This is a genomic window from Suttonella ornithocola, assembly GCF_001889065.1.
Classification (GTDB): domain Bacteria; phylum Pseudomonadota; class Gammaproteobacteria; order Cardiobacteriales; family Cardiobacteriaceae; genus Suttonella_A; species Suttonella_A ornithocola.
In genome coordinates, this window is sequence record NZ_LWHB01000006.1 from 1 (window position 1) to 14,273 (window position 14,273).

At 40.2% G+C, this 14,273-nt stretch carries 16 protein-coding genes and 1 pseudogene; 8 read left to right on the forward strand and 9 right to left on the reverse strand.

From position 1 onward, the window contains the following. The coding region (locus A5N85_RS15500; protein ID WP_072575443.1) for a hypothetical protein at positions 1-489 on the forward strand (489 nt) is incomplete at its 5' end. A 13-nt stretch (positions 490-502) separates the two neighbouring features. On the opposite strand, the gene erpA is transcribed toward A5N85_RS15500, so the two are convergent. The 4 genes from erpA to rpsF form a co-directional block, all read right to left on the reverse strand. Further along, positions 503-853: an iron-sulfur cluster insertion protein ErpA gene (gene erpA, locus A5N85_RS00410; protein WP_072575444.1), complete on the reverse strand. Its 351-nt coding sequence runs from the start codon at positions 851-853 to the stop codon at positions 503-505. Between the two features lie 119 nt (positions 854-972). Continuing rightward, complete coding sequence (gene rplI, locus A5N85_RS00415) at positions 973-1,422, reverse strand: 50S ribosomal protein L9 (RefSeq protein WP_072575445.1); 450 nt, start codon at positions 1,420-1,422, stop codon at positions 973-975. A 12-nt stretch (positions 1,423-1,434) separates the two neighbouring features. After that, positions 1,435-1,650: a 30S ribosomal protein S18 gene (gene rpsR / locus A5N85_RS00420; protein WP_072575446.1), complete on the reverse strand. Its 216-nt coding sequence runs from the start codon at positions 1,648-1,650 to the stop codon at positions 1,435-1,437. Positions 1,651-1,659: 9 nt separating this feature from the next. After that, on the reverse strand, positions 1,660-1,986 hold the full coding sequence (gene rpsF, locus A5N85_RS00425; protein WP_072575447.1) for a 30S ribosomal protein S6: 327 nt from the start codon (positions 1,984-1,986) through the stop codon (positions 1,660-1,662). 166 nt (positions 1,987-2,152) lie between these two features. Here rpsF and A5N85_RS00430 point away from each other — a divergent pair, with 166 nt between their 5' ends. Beyond that, positions 2,153-3,214 (forward strand): ribonuclease D, encoded by a 1,062-nt coding sequence (locus tag A5N85_RS00430; protein ID WP_072575448.1) that lies wholly within the window; start codon positions 2,153-2,155, stop codon positions 3,212-3,214. On the opposite strand, the gene A5N85_RS00435 is transcribed toward A5N85_RS00430, so the two are convergent. The 4 genes from A5N85_RS00435 to A5N85_RS00450 all read right to left on the reverse strand — a co-directional run bounded on the left by A5N85_RS00435 (position 3,211) and on the right by A5N85_RS00450 (position 5,965). Then, entirely contained in the window at positions 3,211-3,837 is a 627-nt protein-coding gene (locus A5N85_RS00435) for an HvfX family Cu-binding RiPP maturation protein (RefSeq protein WP_072575449.1), read from the reverse strand. The genes A5N85_RS00430 and A5N85_RS00435 overlap by 4 nt on opposite strands. Then, positions 3,821-4,609, reverse strand: coding sequence for an HvfC family RiPP maturation protein (locus A5N85_RS00440; protein WP_072575450.1), 789 nt, complete (start codon positions 4,607-4,609; stop codon positions 3,821-3,823). The genes A5N85_RS00435 and A5N85_RS00440 overlap by 17 nt, the downstream gene beginning before the upstream one ends. Then, positions 4,609-5,475, reverse strand: a complete 867-nt coding sequence (locus A5N85_RS00445) for an HvfB family MNIO-type RiPP peptide maturase (protein ID WP_072575451.1) — start codon at positions 5,473-5,475, stop codon at positions 4,609-4,611. Before A5N85_RS00445 ends, A5N85_RS00440 begins: the two co-directional genes overlap by 1 nt. Before the next feature lie 181 nt (positions 5,476-5,656). Then, positions 5,657-5,965, reverse strand: a complete 309-nt coding sequence (locus tag A5N85_RS00450; protein WP_211268017.1) for an HvfA family oxazolone/thioamide-modified RiPP metallophore — start codon at positions 5,963-5,965, stop codon at positions 5,657-5,659. 411 nt (positions 5,966-6,376) lie between these two features. Here A5N85_RS00450 and A5N85_RS00455 point away from each other — a divergent pair, with 411 nt between their 5' ends. From A5N85_RS00455 to galU, 5 genes are all read left to right on the forward strand, one after another. Next, positions 6,377-7,162, forward strand: coding sequence for a transporter substrate-binding domain-containing protein (locus tag A5N85_RS00455; RefSeq protein WP_072575453.1), 786 nt, complete (start codon positions 6,377-6,379; stop codon positions 7,160-7,162). A 186-nt stretch (positions 7,163-7,348) separates the two neighbouring features. After that, positions 7,349-8,719, forward strand: a complete 1,371-nt coding sequence (gene dnaB / locus A5N85_RS00460) for a replicative DNA helicase (protein ID WP_072575454.1) — start codon at positions 7,349-7,351, stop codon at positions 8,717-8,719. 2 nt (positions 8,720-8,721) lie between these two features. Continuing rightward, positions 8,722-9,783 (forward strand): alanine racemase, encoded by a 1,062-nt coding sequence (gene alr, locus A5N85_RS00465; RefSeq protein WP_072575455.1) that lies wholly within the window; start codon positions 8,722-8,724, stop codon positions 9,781-9,783. Further along, entirely contained in the window at positions 9,776-11,161 is a 1,386-nt protein-coding gene (gene radA / locus A5N85_RS00470) for a DNA repair protein RadA (RefSeq protein WP_072575456.1), read from the forward strand. The genes alr and radA overlap by 8 nt, the downstream gene beginning before the upstream one ends. Before the next feature lie 5 nt (positions 11,162-11,166). Then, entirely contained in the window at positions 11,167-12,048 is an 882-nt protein-coding gene (galU, locus tag A5N85_RS00475) for a UTP--glucose-1-phosphate uridylyltransferase GalU (RefSeq protein ID WP_072575457.1), read from the forward strand. Positions 12,049-12,100: 52 nt separating this feature from the next. Here the strand turns inward: galU and A5N85_RS00480 are convergent, their stop codons facing one another. Beyond that, positions 12,101-13,495, reverse strand: a complete 1,395-nt coding sequence (locus A5N85_RS00480; RefSeq protein WP_072575458.1) for a Na+/H+ antiporter family protein — start codon at positions 13,493-13,495, stop codon at positions 12,101-12,103. A 213-nt stretch (positions 13,496-13,708) separates the two neighbouring features. Between A5N85_RS00480 and A5N85_RS16360 the strand changes: the two are divergent. After that, positions 13,709-14,273: pseudogene (locus A5N85_RS16360) on the forward strand (IS630 family transposase); the annotation flags it as partial.

Consider the following 14,273-nt stretch of genomic DNA (forward strand, 5'->3'; position numbering starts at 1 on the left):
TCAATTACAGGGATAAAACGAAACGAGCTATTTGTCATTCAGAAAAGCGAAATTCTTCGTTACTATCAGCTTAATGGTAAAAAATGGTTAAGTGTTTCGTATTTAAATGAACTTTTATTACATCATACGAAAATAGATTATGCTGATGTTGAGCTTTACCATCTTTATACGCAAGCATTGCAGCAGCCTGATACCTATCGTCTGCGCATGATAGAGTGGTATTTGATCAATGAATTGGCTCTTATTCCTGAAAGAAATCATACAGCATCTTTTTACCAGTTATTTCAAAAAAACGGTTGGTTGGTATTACAGCCAGCATTAAAAGGATTTACACACGAATTAATTGTTCAAATTGAAGCACGAACATTGCCCTTAGAACATCCGCAGTTGAAAAATTATTTACAGACAATTTTATCTTTTAATAGTAATGCAAAGCAAAAAACCAAAACAACCGCCTATGCGTTACTTCAGCTATTGCAACCAAAGTGAGTATAGATTAAATTTATGCGGAAAAAGAGGAGCCGCATCCACACGTAGTTTGTGCATTGGGATTGCGAATAACAAATTGAGCGCCTCGTATATCTTCTTTATAGTCTATTTCTGCTCCAGTAAGATAAGGGTAGCTAATGGGGTCAATTGCTAAAGTTACACCGTCAGTTGTGATAATGGCATCACCTTCTTGTAACTCTTCTGAAAAAGTAAAACCGTACTGAAACCCTGAACAACCGCCTCCAGTAATATATACTCTTAGTTTTAGTTCAGGATTTTCTTCTTCTGCAATTAAACTAGCAACTTTCTGCGCAGCAGCTTGCGTAAATACGACTTCGGCATCAAATAATTCTAATTCAGCCATAATTTCCTCGATCTTCTAAACTTAAATATGAATACTAATGTGCCTTATTGTACGTTAAATAAATAAAGCCCGTTTAAAAACGGGCTTTATAAAAGATTGCTAAATCAATAGAAAGTTGATTAGTTTGCTTCAACAATGCGAACAATAACTTGTGCATGAATATCGCCGTAGAGTTTTAAATCAATTGGGTATTCACCAAGTTCACGAATGGTTCCATGTGGCATAAGGATTTCGTTGCGCGCCAAGGTTAAACCTTGTTGCTCAGCGGCAGAGGCAATTTGCTGTGTGCCAACAGAGCCAAAAAGTTTTCCTTCATCACCACATTTAGCAAAAATGGTTAAAACTTTTTCATTAAGTTGTTCTGCACGGCGCTCTGTTTCTGCTAAGCGTTCTGCTTGTTGTTTTTCTAAATCTGCGCGACGAGCTTCGAATTCAGCGATTTTGGTTTTGGTCGCTTCAGTTGCTTTTCCTTGTGGGATGAGGAAGTTACGAGCATAGCCAGATTTTACACTAACTTTATCGCCCAAATCGCCCAAACCAGCGACACGATCTAATAAAATAATATCCATAATACGTGCTCCTTAGTGTTGATCAGTATATGGCATTAAAGCTAGGAAGCGAGCACGCTTAATAGCCGTAGCTAATTGACGTTGATAGTAAGCATTTGTGCCTGTAATACGAGCAGGAACAATTTTGCCAACTTCGGTAACGTAACCTTTTAAGGTTTCTAAATCTTTGTAATCAATTTCGTTTACACCTTCTTGGGTAAAACGACAAATTCTTTTGCGACGAGCCATGGTGTCTCCTTATTTTTTAGCGTCTTGCATCATTGGTGAAGCTTCTGTGATTGCTTCATCACGACGAATGGTAAGATGACGCAGAATAGCATCATTAAAGCGGAAGTTGCTTTCTAGTTCACGTAAAGTATCGTCGTTACATTCGATATTTATTAATACGTAATGTGCTTTGACTAATTTGTTAATTGGATAAGCCAATACACGACGTCCCCAATCTTCAAAGCGATGAACTTTTCCGCCACCTGCTTCGATTTGTGAACGATAGCGCTCTACCATAGCATTGACTTGCTCGCTTTGGTCTGGGTGGACCAAAAATACGATTTCATAATGTCTCATAAAGATTCCTTATGGATGATAAACAGCTGTGATTAGACAGCAAGGAAATGTCAAAGTAATATTTGACAAGGACACGCATTTTATGCGTTTTTTCTAATAAATTCAAGTAGTATTCACCATTGGGTCTTTTCATGTTATTTTGATGATTTAATTATTATTTGCTTTCATGAATTATACGTCTTGGGAAGATGCGCCTGCATGGACTTTTCAGCCGAATACAATCATTTGTTATGACAGTGAGTTTGTACGAGAACATAGTTATTATCCTAAGCTCGCTTTAGTACAAATTCATCAGCCGCACTGGCGTGCCGCTGCACTTTTTGATCCATTAGCACATTCATTAAAATATTTATGGAAAAAACTTCAGCAGCATCAAGCCCCAATTGTTTTGCATGCGGGACGACAGGATTTAGAGTTGTTACGTGCCGAAAGTGGGCAATTACCGACACAGATTCGAGATACGCAACTCGGCTTCGCACTTTGTTACCCTAAAAAGATGATTAGTTATGCTGATTTAGTTGAATATTATTTGGGGATAAAATTAGATAAAAGTGAAACGCGGAGTAATTGGTTGGCTCGTCCACTATCTGATGCGCAATGCGGATACGCAGCAGATGACGTAGGGTTATTAAGTCAAGTTTATCCTTATTTGGTTGAGGAGCTTGCAAGGTTAAATCGATTAGAATGGTGGCAAGAAGAATGCAGCAGAATGTTAGAAGTAGCGGGGCGGCAACTGCCACAATCTTTACCTTGGTATAAGTTAAAAGGCGCGCCACAAAAGTTAAGACAACCACATCTATTTTCGGCTCAGGCATTGATTGCTATTCGAGAATATTATGCTGCTCAATATGACTTGCCTCGGCGTAATGTTCTCAGTGATGAAAAACTTGTTCAAATTGCTATTCGGCAACCAACAGATAGTGTGACTTTGGCAGAATATCTGCCGCATGATCATCTGATGCTAAGTAATATTGAACAAGTAGAAACTGTATTTGAAAAGATACGTAAAGAAATCATTCCTAGCCGACCTAGAGCTGTTCGATTGACAGGCGTGCAGAAGAAATATCAGGAAAAGTTAGAACGCTATATTCAAAAGATAGCAATAGATTTAAATATAGCGCCAGAAATACTGGCGCCACCTAAGCAAGTGCAACGGTTTATTGTTCACCCTGAAAACAGTTTATTGCTTAAAGGATGGCGAAAAATCTTTTTTAAAGATAGAGTTTAACGAGATTTTAGAAAAAGACGAGAGATCCAGTAATCCAAACTAAAATAGCGCCCCGCACCGTAAATGAGTAAAACGGTTAGCATAATGAGGTAGGTTGTCGCAAATTCTATGCCGTTATTGAGTATGACATACGAACCCGTTTCGGTCAGCCAATCATAATGTCCGTAGGTTTGTAATAAATTTTTAGCCATTTGTAATCGCTCACCAACGGCAACGCTATTTTCAAGGCTCTCTGCTGCACCAGGAATATTTAGCCATGCAAAAAATTGCGCGGTGCTGGTGCTGGGATTGCTGGGAGCAATAGCGAACCAGCCGTGTTGCCAATGGACGGTAAGTGCCGCAACAATCATCGTAATAATGAGGGGGATGCTAGTGAGTCGAGTAAATAAACCTAATAGTAATAATATTCCGCCTAAAAATTCTGCAGCGATGGTTAGCCATAGTAATAGTTCAGGAAAAGGTAATCCTAATCCCCAATCTACATTGCCAAACCATTGAGCGGTACTTTCGAAGTTTTGCCATTTTTGCCAACCTGCCACAATAAAAATCGGCGCGAGATAAAAGCGAATAGCGAGTAAGGGGATAAAATTAAAAAGTTCTAGTTTTTTATCGACTTTCGTCATTGTTTTGTTCCTTTAAGTAAAGCGCTTCTTGGTAAATTAGGTCTGTTAATAGCGGGACCAAAAAGTGGTATAACTGTTCGGGTAATTCAAATCCTAATTTGATTGCCAATGATTCTAGGAGAGAATGATTTTTTATTGTTTCAATTGTGGTTAGGCATGAAATCAGTTGAGCAGTTGCTGAGTTGATTTCAATAAAATTGCTTTGATGCGCATGATTACGATAAACCAGTAAATAGGTTTCTATCGGCGCTTCTGGTTGAAAATCTTGACTAATTTGGTGAACTGGCCATTCATAACGCAAATTTTGTAAAGTAGGGTTGGGGAGAAGTTGTAGAGAAGTCGCGGGAGTCAGTAAGGTTTCGTTTAGTCGCTCAACAGAAATGGTCTGTGGGATGCTATCCACTTGAATATCAATTGCCAGCTCTATCCATTCATAGTGTGCTAAGGATTGATACCAAGGCGGTAAATGCTCTGCGGTTGCTAAAGTGGCTAAAAACTGCGCGGGAATGCTGTTAAACATGGGATTAGTGCTTTTATTCTCACGCAAACAGAGCCGAATCAATGATAGCCATTGTTGCTCTTCGGTTAAGCGACGGCAAATTGGAAAGCAGCTATCAATAAAACCACGATAATTATCAAAAACTAATTGTTGATAAATCGTTGCTGGCTTTTCAGGAATTCCGGTAGGTAAGGGAGCCGCTACTGGATCACGCAAATATTGTCCAAACTGTTGTTGAAACGTGGCTAAGTTTTTTGGCGGCTGGGAAGTCATTAGCAGTAGCCCTTTTGAATGCGTTTAATATGGCTGACTTCATCAATTAACACTTGTGCATCAGGGAAATTAAAATCTCTTTCTAAACAAATTGGGACATTTTTCGCTAAATCAGGAGCTAGTTGATAAACATATTCTAGTAATGCCCATACATCCTCAATTACCGCTTTTCCGTGTGTATCAATGATAAACCCATCTTCAGCGACGTAATGTCCGGCAATATGCATATAGCCCGTCTTCTCTAAAGGTAGTTGTTTAAGATGTGCATAAGGATCATAGCCAAAATTTTGACTATTAACATAAACGTTATTAACGTCTAGATGTAGATAGCAGCCACTTTCAGCAATTACGGCTTGAATAAACTCGGCTTCGGTCATTGTAGAATTCGGTGGTGTGAAATAGACAGAAGCATTTTCTAAACCGATTTGTCGTTCTAAAATGTCTTGAGTTTGTCGTACTCGTCCTGCAATCCAATGAACGGCTTCTTCATTTAACGGAATGGGCAATAAATCATAGAGTTGACCATCATCTGAGCACCAAGATAAGTGCTCTGTAAAACGCTCAATTTTATAATCAGCTAAAAATTTTTTGATGCGTTTTAAATGTTCAATATTTAATGGTGCGACGCTTCCAATAGACAGCGATAAACCATGCGCTGCTAGTGGTTTTAATTCAGCAAATTCTGATAATAAAGCTTGATAACGTCCTCCCATTTCTATCCAGTTTTCTGGAGAAACTTCAAAAAAGTCAATAGTTAAAAAGTTTTTTGGTTGTTTAAGTGCTTCGCGTAAAGAAGGAATTAAATCTCGTCTTAAACCTAATCCAGCGTGACCAATATTTGAAAGCGATGATGGTATGGTTGGCATTATGTACCACCTTAAGTTGAATACTAAATATTTATAAATATAGAATTGTTTAGATGCTTTTCTTTCATACTTAGATAGAAAATAATAATGAAATTATCTAAGTGATAGATAGGCAAGATTTTAGAAATAAAAAAGACGCAAGCGTTTAAGTCGTTTGCGTCTTTTAGTGAGAAGTTAACTATTAACCGCCACACTTTCCTTCGCCACATTTGGCTTCGGTTGATTTAGTTTGGCAGTCAGCGTTAGTGTCAGTGCAATCAGCTTGGCTTTCACCACCACATTTTCCTTCACCACATTTGGCTTCGCTTGGCTTTGTCGTACCGCCACATTTAGCTTCGCTACTTTTGCCACCGCAGGCGCCTTCATTCGTTTTAGTTTCATAACCGCCGTTGAGTTTAGTAGCGCTAAATGGATTAACATCTGCTTGGGCAACGGAGGTTGCTAACGCTAAAGTTGAACCAAGTGCGATAGAGCTAAAAGTTTTTTTCATGTAAATCATCTCTCTGTGAGGGAAATAAAAATCTTAATCATCCTGATATTGGTTAGGATGCGAACGCATTTTTGCATAAGTTAAAAAAAGTTTCATTGCGAAACGGTAAAAATATATAGATACTCGTATCTCACAGTCATACAGAGAGATATTTATCTTCAAACCTTTATATGAAAGATGATAATAATTTATTGCCATAGCAAATACTAAAGTGGATAATACCAATTTCCCTTGCTTTTCTTTTTTGTAGAAATTTATTTAGCTATAGACAAATTGTAAAGATTATTTTTTGTTTTCTTCTAAAATAGAAAGGTATTATTGGGCTGTTATTTTGTATCCCTTTTGAGTTTTATTTTTATATAAATCAATGGCGTTTTCTTAAATAAGATTATTTTCCAAATGGACATATCAATGAAAAAATACTGGATATTATTTTTTAGCGCTATGCTAGCGTTTAATACTAATGCAATCGCACAAACACAAGATAAAACCTATGTGGTAGGAACTGTTAGCTCTGCCCCACCTTTTATGATTACTGGCGATAACCGACAAGCAGATGGTTTTAGCACGGATATTTTAAAAGCAATTGCGGAAAAAGAGCACTTAAAACTCTCTTTTGTGATTACAAAATGGGAAGGGCGATTAGAGAAATTAGATAATGGCGAACACGATATTCTTTCAACGGTTATTGTTACGCCAGACAGAAAAGCTAAATATGATTTAACCATTCCTTATGCAGATTCTCGTTTTATGGGGTTACTTAAAGAAAATCCTCAGAATACACCTTCTCGTTATAGTAATTTTGCAGAGGCGGTTGATAGAAGTCAAACATTTATAACAGAGGCGGGCGCTGCAACCGAACCTCTATTAAAAAACATTGTAGAGAAAAAAGGAAGCGGAGAAGCTATGCTGACAGGTAGTACTTTTCTTACAGTAAAAGCAGTTGCTACTGGCCAAGCAGACATGGGGTATAGTGTTGGAAAAGCTTATCAGTATTATATTAATATTCATCCAGTAGGTAAGGAACAACATCTTTATGGCGTTACTGATCCTGATTCTCCAACGATTGAGTTTACTTTTGGGCTTAAAAAAGGTCGTAATGATAACTTGTTAAATACGCTTAATAAAGGAATTCAAGAAATTAAAGCAGACGGCACCTATGATGCCATTTATAAAAAGTGGTTTGGTGAAGGTTAATTTAATTATATAAATATTTGTTGTGAAAGATAAATTATTTTATTTTTGATGCTGAGTTTTATCTTCTGTGTTTTTTATAAGATAGTTTATAGAATGTATAAATAATGATTAGCTTTAAAGCATTATTCTTTTTATATTCTTGCTCGTTATAATGATCCCTTATCGTATTAAGGGATCTATTTTATTATGAGCGATTATGATGCGGTTAGCCGTGTTAAAGAACCCCCTAAATCTTCTGAAGCAGAACAGGCCGTCATAGGCGCATTGTTGCTAGATAATGAGGCGTGGAACCATGTTTCTGAGCTAGTATCGGCAGAAGATTTTTTCTATCAAAATAATCGAATTATTTTTCAAACCCTTGCTGAGCAAGCAGAGCTTGGTGAACCTTTTGATATTTTGACGATTACCAACCGTCTGCGCGAGAAAAATCAGCTAGATAAAATTGGCGATCCGAATTATTTACGCGCTTTAGCAATGGAAACGCCAACGGTAACCAATGCGATTGCTTATGCGCGGATTATTCGTGAGCAAAGTATCAAACGGCGCTTAATTAGTGCGGCAGGAGATATTGCCAACAGTGCTTATTTTCCCGAAGGACGAGATGCGCGAACGATATTAGATGATGCTGAGCGGAAGGTGTTCGCGATTGCAGAAACGTATCAGAATAATACGCGTGAAGGCTTAATTCCGGTTCAAAATGTAGCAGCGGAAACGTTGCAATATATTCGTGAATTATCTGAACGAGATAGTGATATAACAGGTATTTCAACGGGTTTAAAAGATTTAGACAAAATGACCGCTGGCTTGCAGCGCGGAGATTTGATTATTGTCGCTGGTCGTCCTTCTATGGGAAAAACAGCTTTCTCTCTTAATTTAGCGCAAAATGTGGCGTTAGGGACAAAGCTACCTGTTGCGATTTTTTCTTTGGAAATGCCTGCACGTTCGTTGGTGATGCGGATGATTTCTTCTTTGGGGCAAGTGCATCAAGAAAAGTTACGGCGGGGGCAATTAGATGCCTCTGAAGTGCCGAATATGAATTTAGCGGTTACTCAGCTTAAAACTGCGCCAATTTTTATTGATGATACGTCAACGCTATCGGTCACAGATTTACGAGCGCGAGTTCGTCGTTTAAAAAGGGAACGTGGCGATTTGGGCTTGGTATTGATTGATTATTTGCAATTGATGCAAATGCCTGAAGGGGATAATCGCGCGACGCAGATTGGGGATTTATCGCGTGCCTTGAAATTATTAGCTAAAGAGGTTAACACGCCAGTGATTGCGCTTTCTCAGCTTAATCGGGGCTTAGAAAACCGAACGGATAAGCGTCCTATTATGTCAGATATTCGGGAATCGGGCGCTATCGAACAAGATGCGGATATTATTATGTTTGTGTATCGCGATGAGGTTTATAACAAGGAAAGTCCCGATAGAGGAAAAGCGGAAATTATTATTGGCAAGCAAAGGAATGGTCCAATTGGCACCGTTTATTTAGCATTCCGTGGAGAATATACGCTATTTGATAATCTAGCTTATGGCGAACCACCAGAGGATTATTAGGTATGCGTCCGTTAAAAAAGGTGATTAATCTCGCAGCGCTTAAACACAATTGGTCAAGTTTGGCAGCAGCAAGTGGAACGGCGGAAATGGTAGCTGTGGTAAAAGCCAATGCTTATGGTCATGATGTTAAGACGGTTGCAACAGCATTAATGCCAAAAATGTATGCAGTTGCAAGCATTGAAGAGGCTTTGGCATTACGAGAATTGGGGGTAAAAACGCCCGTTATGTTGTTAGAAGGAGTGTTTACGGCGGACGAGCTTTCTGTATGTGCGGCTCAAGGTTTTCAACCAGTGATTCATAATGCAGAGCAACTCTCTTGGCTAAAAACTTTGATAATGCCTTTAAAGGCGTGGGTGAAAATTGATAGTGGGATGCATCGGTTGGGTTTTCCTGCTGAGCAATCTTCAATTTCCCAAACAAGCGCATTACCGCATATTGAGTGGCAAGGGATTGTGAGCCATTTTGCTTGTGCGGATGAACCTGATTTAACGTATGCTCAGCAGCAATTAGCAGCATTAAATGCGCTTTCTTTACCTCCTCATTGGCAGCGTTCGTTTGCTAATTCAGCAGCCATTTTTAGTCTGCCGGATGCGCGAGCAGAATGGACGCGTCCGGGAGTTTTACTGTATGGTTTGTCGCCTTTTCCTAATCAAACGGCAGCAGATTTAGGTTTACAAGCGGTAATGACGTTAGAAACGCAAATTTTAGCGATTCGTTATATCAAACGAGGGGAAAATGCGGGATATGGACAAGGGTTTCAAGCGAAAGAAGATGGCTATCTTGCCACGATTGCCTTGGGCTATGGTGACGGCTTTAATCGTAGTATTGAAAGCGGAAAGGTTCATGTTCGAATTGGCGAAAATGTTTATCCATTGGTGGGACGGATTGCAATGGATATGAGTTTGGTTTGGTTAGGAAAGCATGTTTTTTCTGTAGGAGAGCGCGTCGTTATTTTTGGAGAGGAGTATCCCGCTGAAAAGCTTGCTCAGCAAGCCAATACGATTCCTTATACGTTGACGACGATGTTGACGCCGCGCGTTCGATTAGAGGTCATCAATGGCTAAAGCAAAAACGCAATTTGTTTGTCAGAGTTGTGGGGCTACTTATCCAAAATGGCAGGGAAAATGTAATGACTGTGGAGAGTGGAATACGCTAGAAGAGGAACTGCTTGTCACTGAAAAACCGCGTGGGTTAACAGGTGGTGCGCGTAGTGGATATGCCGGTGTTGCGGCTGGACAGGTGCAAACGCTTGACCAAGTCGAGCTGTTTCAAGATACGGTTATTCCCAGTGGGATTAGTGAATTTGATCGTGTTTTGGGTGGAGGCTTAGTTCGTGGCAGTGTGGTGTTAATTGGGGGCGATCCCGGTATTGGTAAATCCACATTGTTATTGCAAACGGTGCATCATTTGGCACATTCGGTTGCGTGCTTATATGTTAGCGGCGAAGAATCGCCACGCCAAATTGGCTTGCGTGCAGAGCGCTTGGGGCTAGTGCGCGAAAAAATCCGGCTGTATAGCGAGACGCAAATTGAAAAAATTCTTGCAACCGCAGAGGCGGAAGCGCCACAGGTATTGGTAGTTGACTCTATTCAAACCTTGTATTCGGATGCGCTATCTGCTGCACCTGGTGCCGTGAGTCAATTAAGAGAAACCGCTGCGCAGTTAGTACGATTTGCAAAAACAACGGGCACCACCGTTTTTCTGATTGGGCATGTGACAAAAGAAGGCGCGATTGCAGGTCCACGTGTCTTAGAACATATGGTGGATACGGTTCTGTATTTTGAAAGCGAAGCCGGTAGTCGTTATCGGATGTTACGCGCCGTTAAAAACCGCTTTGGACCTGTCAATGAATTGGGAATGTTTGCCATGCTAGAGGTGGGGCTTAAACCTGTGAGTAATCCCAGTGCAATCTTTTTATCTCGCCCAGATGGCAATCAACCCGGTAGTGCGGTTTTTCCCGTTTGGGAGGGCAGCCGTGCTTTATTGGTAGAGGTTCAGGCATTAGCGGACGGCAATGGCGGAGGCAGCTATGCACGGCGCGTAACGCAAGGTTTCGATAGCGGACGATTAGCAATGTTATTAGCGGTTTTACATCGGCATGGCGGGATTTCCATGCATGATATGGATGTTTATGTCAATGTTGTTGGCGGCTTAAAAATTAGCGAAACCGCTTCGGACTTAGCGGTGCTTGCAGCGGCGGTTAGTAGTTTGCGTGGTGTTGCTATTCCTCCCGATACTGTTATTATTGGTGAAATAGGGCTAGCAGGTGAACTGCGTCCTGTTGCAAATGGTGAGGCAAGAATTAAAGCGGCAGAGCAGCATGGCTTTAAGCGAATCATTTTGCCTCAAGCAAACGCGCCAAGAAAGAAAGCTGGTAAATTAACCATTTATTCGGCCAATACACTTTCTGAAGCACTTGAACAACTTAAAGAAATGGAATAATAACGATGACAGAAAAAGTAAATCTTGCGGTCTTTCCGGTCGCTGGCTTTGGGACACGTTTTCTTCCTGCAACCAAATCCACACCAAAAGAGATGTTACCTATTGTGGATAAACCGCTGATTCAATATGCGGTTGAAGAAGCTTATGACGCAGGCATCCGGAATATGGTTTTTGTGACCGGACGAAATAAATGGTCAATTACTGAGCATTATGATATTGCTTATGAGCTAGAAAACGAACTCAATTTACGCGGTAAAAAAGAATTTATTGAAGTGGTCAGCCGTATTAAGCCTAAAGATATGAGCGTCATGTTTATTCGCCAAGAAATGGCAATGGGTTTAGGACATGCGGTTCTTTGTGCAGAACCTATTGTTCGTGATCATCCTTGTGCCATTTTATTGGCAGATGACTTGATTACCAATCCTAACGGCGCACCAGTCATGAAGCAAATGGTGGATTTGTTTGAAAAGCATCAGCAAGGAATTATCGGTGTTCAAGCTGTCCCACATGAACATACGCACCGCTACGGCATTATTACCGAAGGCGCAAAACTCGATGAGCGCACTAGCACCATTGAAGGCATTGTGGAAAAACCCAAAGCAGAAGAAGCACCTTCAAATTTAGCAGCCATTGGGCGCTATATCTTGCCAGGACAAATTATGTCTATCCTAAAAAATACCACACTGGGCGCGGGGGGCGAAATACAGCTCACCGATGCTATTCAGAAACTGATAAAAGAAAAAGTATTACTCGCGTATCGCTTTGAAGGGAAGCGCTATGATTGTGGCGATAAACTTGGCTATTTAGAAGCGAATGTTGAAATGGGCTTGCTGCATCCACAATTAGGTGAAGCCTTTAGAGATTACCTTCAAAATTTAGAATTATAAAGATAAGAAAAGCGCTCTAAAGAGCGCTTTTTTCATTGTAGTAATGATGGTCTTACAGCGCCATTGCCGCAATCCAGCCGGTAATAATTAATGGAATATTGTAATGTAAGAAAGTAGGGATAACACTATCGCGAATATGATCGTGTTGTCCGTCGGCATTTAAGCCCATCGTTGGTCCTAAAGTTGAGTCCGAAGCAGGCGAACCAGCATCGCCAAGCGCACCCGCCGTTCCAATAATGGCAACTGTTGCTAGCGGAGAAAAACCAAGTTGTTGGCAAAGCGGTACATAAATCACAATAATAATCGGAAGGGTAGAAAAAGAACTACCGATTCCCATGGTAATCAAAAGCCCGACGCATAGCATCGTTAATGCGGCTAGTCCTTTGCTGTTTCCAAATGCCAAAGCGCTATGATTGACCAAGGTTTCAATACCACCAGTCATTTTCATCACTTCTGCAAAGCCATTAGCCGCAATCATGATAAAGCCAATCATACTCATCATACGGATGCCGTCATTAAAAATCGCATCTGCTTTGCTCCAATGAATCACGCGCGTTGCCATAAATAAAGTAAAACCAATCAATGCCGCCAACATTAAAGAGTCTGTATAAATTTGGACTAAAAATGCAATAACTACAGTGGCGGTGGCAATCCACCTATCGCGCTTTTTGGTCTGAGCTTGCTCTGGCATACCACCTTCAATTGGGCGGTCTTCATAATGGCGCGGTTTGCGATAGCTGATAAAAATAGCAATACATAAACCAATAAACATTCCTAGCGCCGGAATGCCCATCGCCTGATAAATACTAAGATTATGCGTTTCTAAGCCTGCTTCCTGAATATTGGTGAGCAAAATATCGTTCAAATAAATTGCACCAAAGCCATAAGGCAAAAACATATAGGTACAAACCAAACCAAAAGTCAGTACACAGGCAATCATTCGTCTGTCTATTTCAAGGCGATTCATCATCATGAGTAAAGGCGGAACAATTAACGGAATGAAAGCAATATGAATAGGAATCAGATTTTGGCTCATCATGCTCATTGCCAAAAGAATGAGCAAAATACTCCATTTAATACGAATACCTGCTTGCCCTGGACCCTCTTTAACACTTCCTGCTAAAAAGCGACACAAGGCTTGCGCCAAGCCAGAATAAGAAATTGCGACCGCAAATGCGCCTAAAACCGCGTAAGAAAGCGCCACCTTAGCGCCTTTACCGATACCTGACTCAAAAGTATTAGAAACATATTGTAGCTTCATGGCTAAAGTAGGGGTGGTGGCATCGCTATGGGCGAAATCTAGCAACGTTTGCGCGGGGATATCGGCAAGCAGACCGCCTACCATCGCGCTAATAATCAAGCTCAATACCACATGAACGCGCATAAAAGAAAGTGCCAACATGAGTACGACTGCAATTAATACGGGGTTAGATAAGAGATCATTCATAAATACTAATGAGGAAATAGAGAATGAGAAAGATGAAAGATTGTACATATTTTAAAGTAAAAAGTAGTGGTTTGAAAAGTATGCTGGACGATGACCCAATAATTTCAACAATAATAAAATATGTAAATTTCAATATATTGAGTTAATATTTTTTTACAGAAATTATAGTAATTTAAAATAGAAACAAGACTAAAAATAGCGGAAACTAACAAAATGGCATATACAATTGAAATCCGACAAAAAGCAATGGCGTACTGGGACAAATGCAAAGACATTGACCAAGTAATACAAGCCTATGGCATATCACGCTCAGCACTATACAGCTGGAAAAAACTCCAAAGAGATACAGGTGAACTTAGCGCCCAATCTCAAGGCACAAAACCAAGAAAAATAGACCGTGAACAACTTAAAACCTATGTAGAACAACACAATGATGCCTATTTATTTGAAATAGCAGAACACTTTGCCTGTACACCACAAGGCATATTTTATGCACTAAAATCAATCGGTATGACACTTAAAAAAAGACCACGACCTACAAAGAACAAGACCCAATCAAAGTAGAAAACGATCTAACCAAGCTTGCAACCTTCAATGACCATCAAAGGGTTTATATTGATGAAACGGGTATAGATACCTACTTACATCGACCCTTTGCAAGGTCATCCAAAGAGAAAACTGTTAAAAGCACCATTAGTGGCAAAAAATATAAACGGATATCCGTTGTTGCAGGTCAAATTGGCAATAAACTCATTGCCCCAATGACTTACGAAAATAC

Coding starts and splice junctions, on each gene's coding strand:
- dnaB (WP_072575454.1), top strand. CDS start 7,349: ATGAGCGATTATGATGCGGTTAGCCGTGTTAAAGAACCCCCTAAATCT.
- A5N85_RS00450 (WP_211268017.1), bottom strand. CDS start 5,965: ATGAAAAAAACTTTTAGCTCTATCGCACTTGGTTCAACTTTAGCGTTA.
- A5N85_RS00430 (WP_072575448.1), top strand. CDS start 2,153: ATGAATTATACGTCTTGGGAAGATGCGCCTGCATGGACTTTTCAGCCG.
- A5N85_RS00455 (WP_072575453.1), top strand. CDS start 6,377: ATGAAAAAATACTGGATATTATTTTTTAGCGCTATGCTAGCGTTTAAT.
- erpA (WP_072575444.1), bottom strand. CDS start 853: ATGGCTGAATTAGAATTATTTGATGCCGAAGTCGTATTTACGCAAGCT.
- galU (WP_072575457.1), top strand. CDS start 11,167: ATGACAGAAAAAGTAAATCTTGCGGTCTTTCCGGTCGCTGGCTTTGGG.
- rpsF (WP_072575447.1), bottom strand. CDS start 1,986: ATGAGACATTATGAAATCGTATTTTTGGTCCACCCAGACCAAAGCGAG.
- A5N85_RS00480 (WP_072575458.1), bottom strand. CDS start 13,495: ATGAATGATCTCTTATCTAACCCCGTATTAATTGCAGTCGTACTCATG.
- A5N85_RS00445 (WP_072575451.1), bottom strand. CDS start 5,475: ATGCCAACCATACCATCATCGCTTTCAAATATTGGTCACGCTGGATTA.
- rpsR (WP_072575446.1), bottom strand. CDS start 1,650: ATGGCTCGTCGCAAAAGAATTTGTCGTTTTACCCAAGAAGGTGTAAAC.
- A5N85_RS00440 (WP_072575450.1), bottom strand. CDS start 4,609: ATGACTTCCCAGCCGCCAAAAAACTTAGCCACGTTTCAACAACAGTTT.
- radA (WP_072575456.1), top strand. CDS start 9,776: ATGGCTAAAGCAAAAACGCAATTTGTTTGTCAGAGTTGTGGGGCTACT.
- A5N85_RS00435 (WP_072575449.1), bottom strand. CDS start 3,837: ATGACGAAAGTCGATAAAAAACTAGAACTTTTTAATTTTATCCCCTTA.
- rplI (WP_072575445.1), bottom strand. CDS start 1,422: ATGGATATTATTTTATTAGATCGTGTCGCTGGTTTGGGCGATTTGGGC.
- alr (WP_072575455.1), top strand. CDS start 8,722: ATGCGTCCGTTAAAAAAGGTGATTAATCTCGCAGCGCTTAAACACAAT.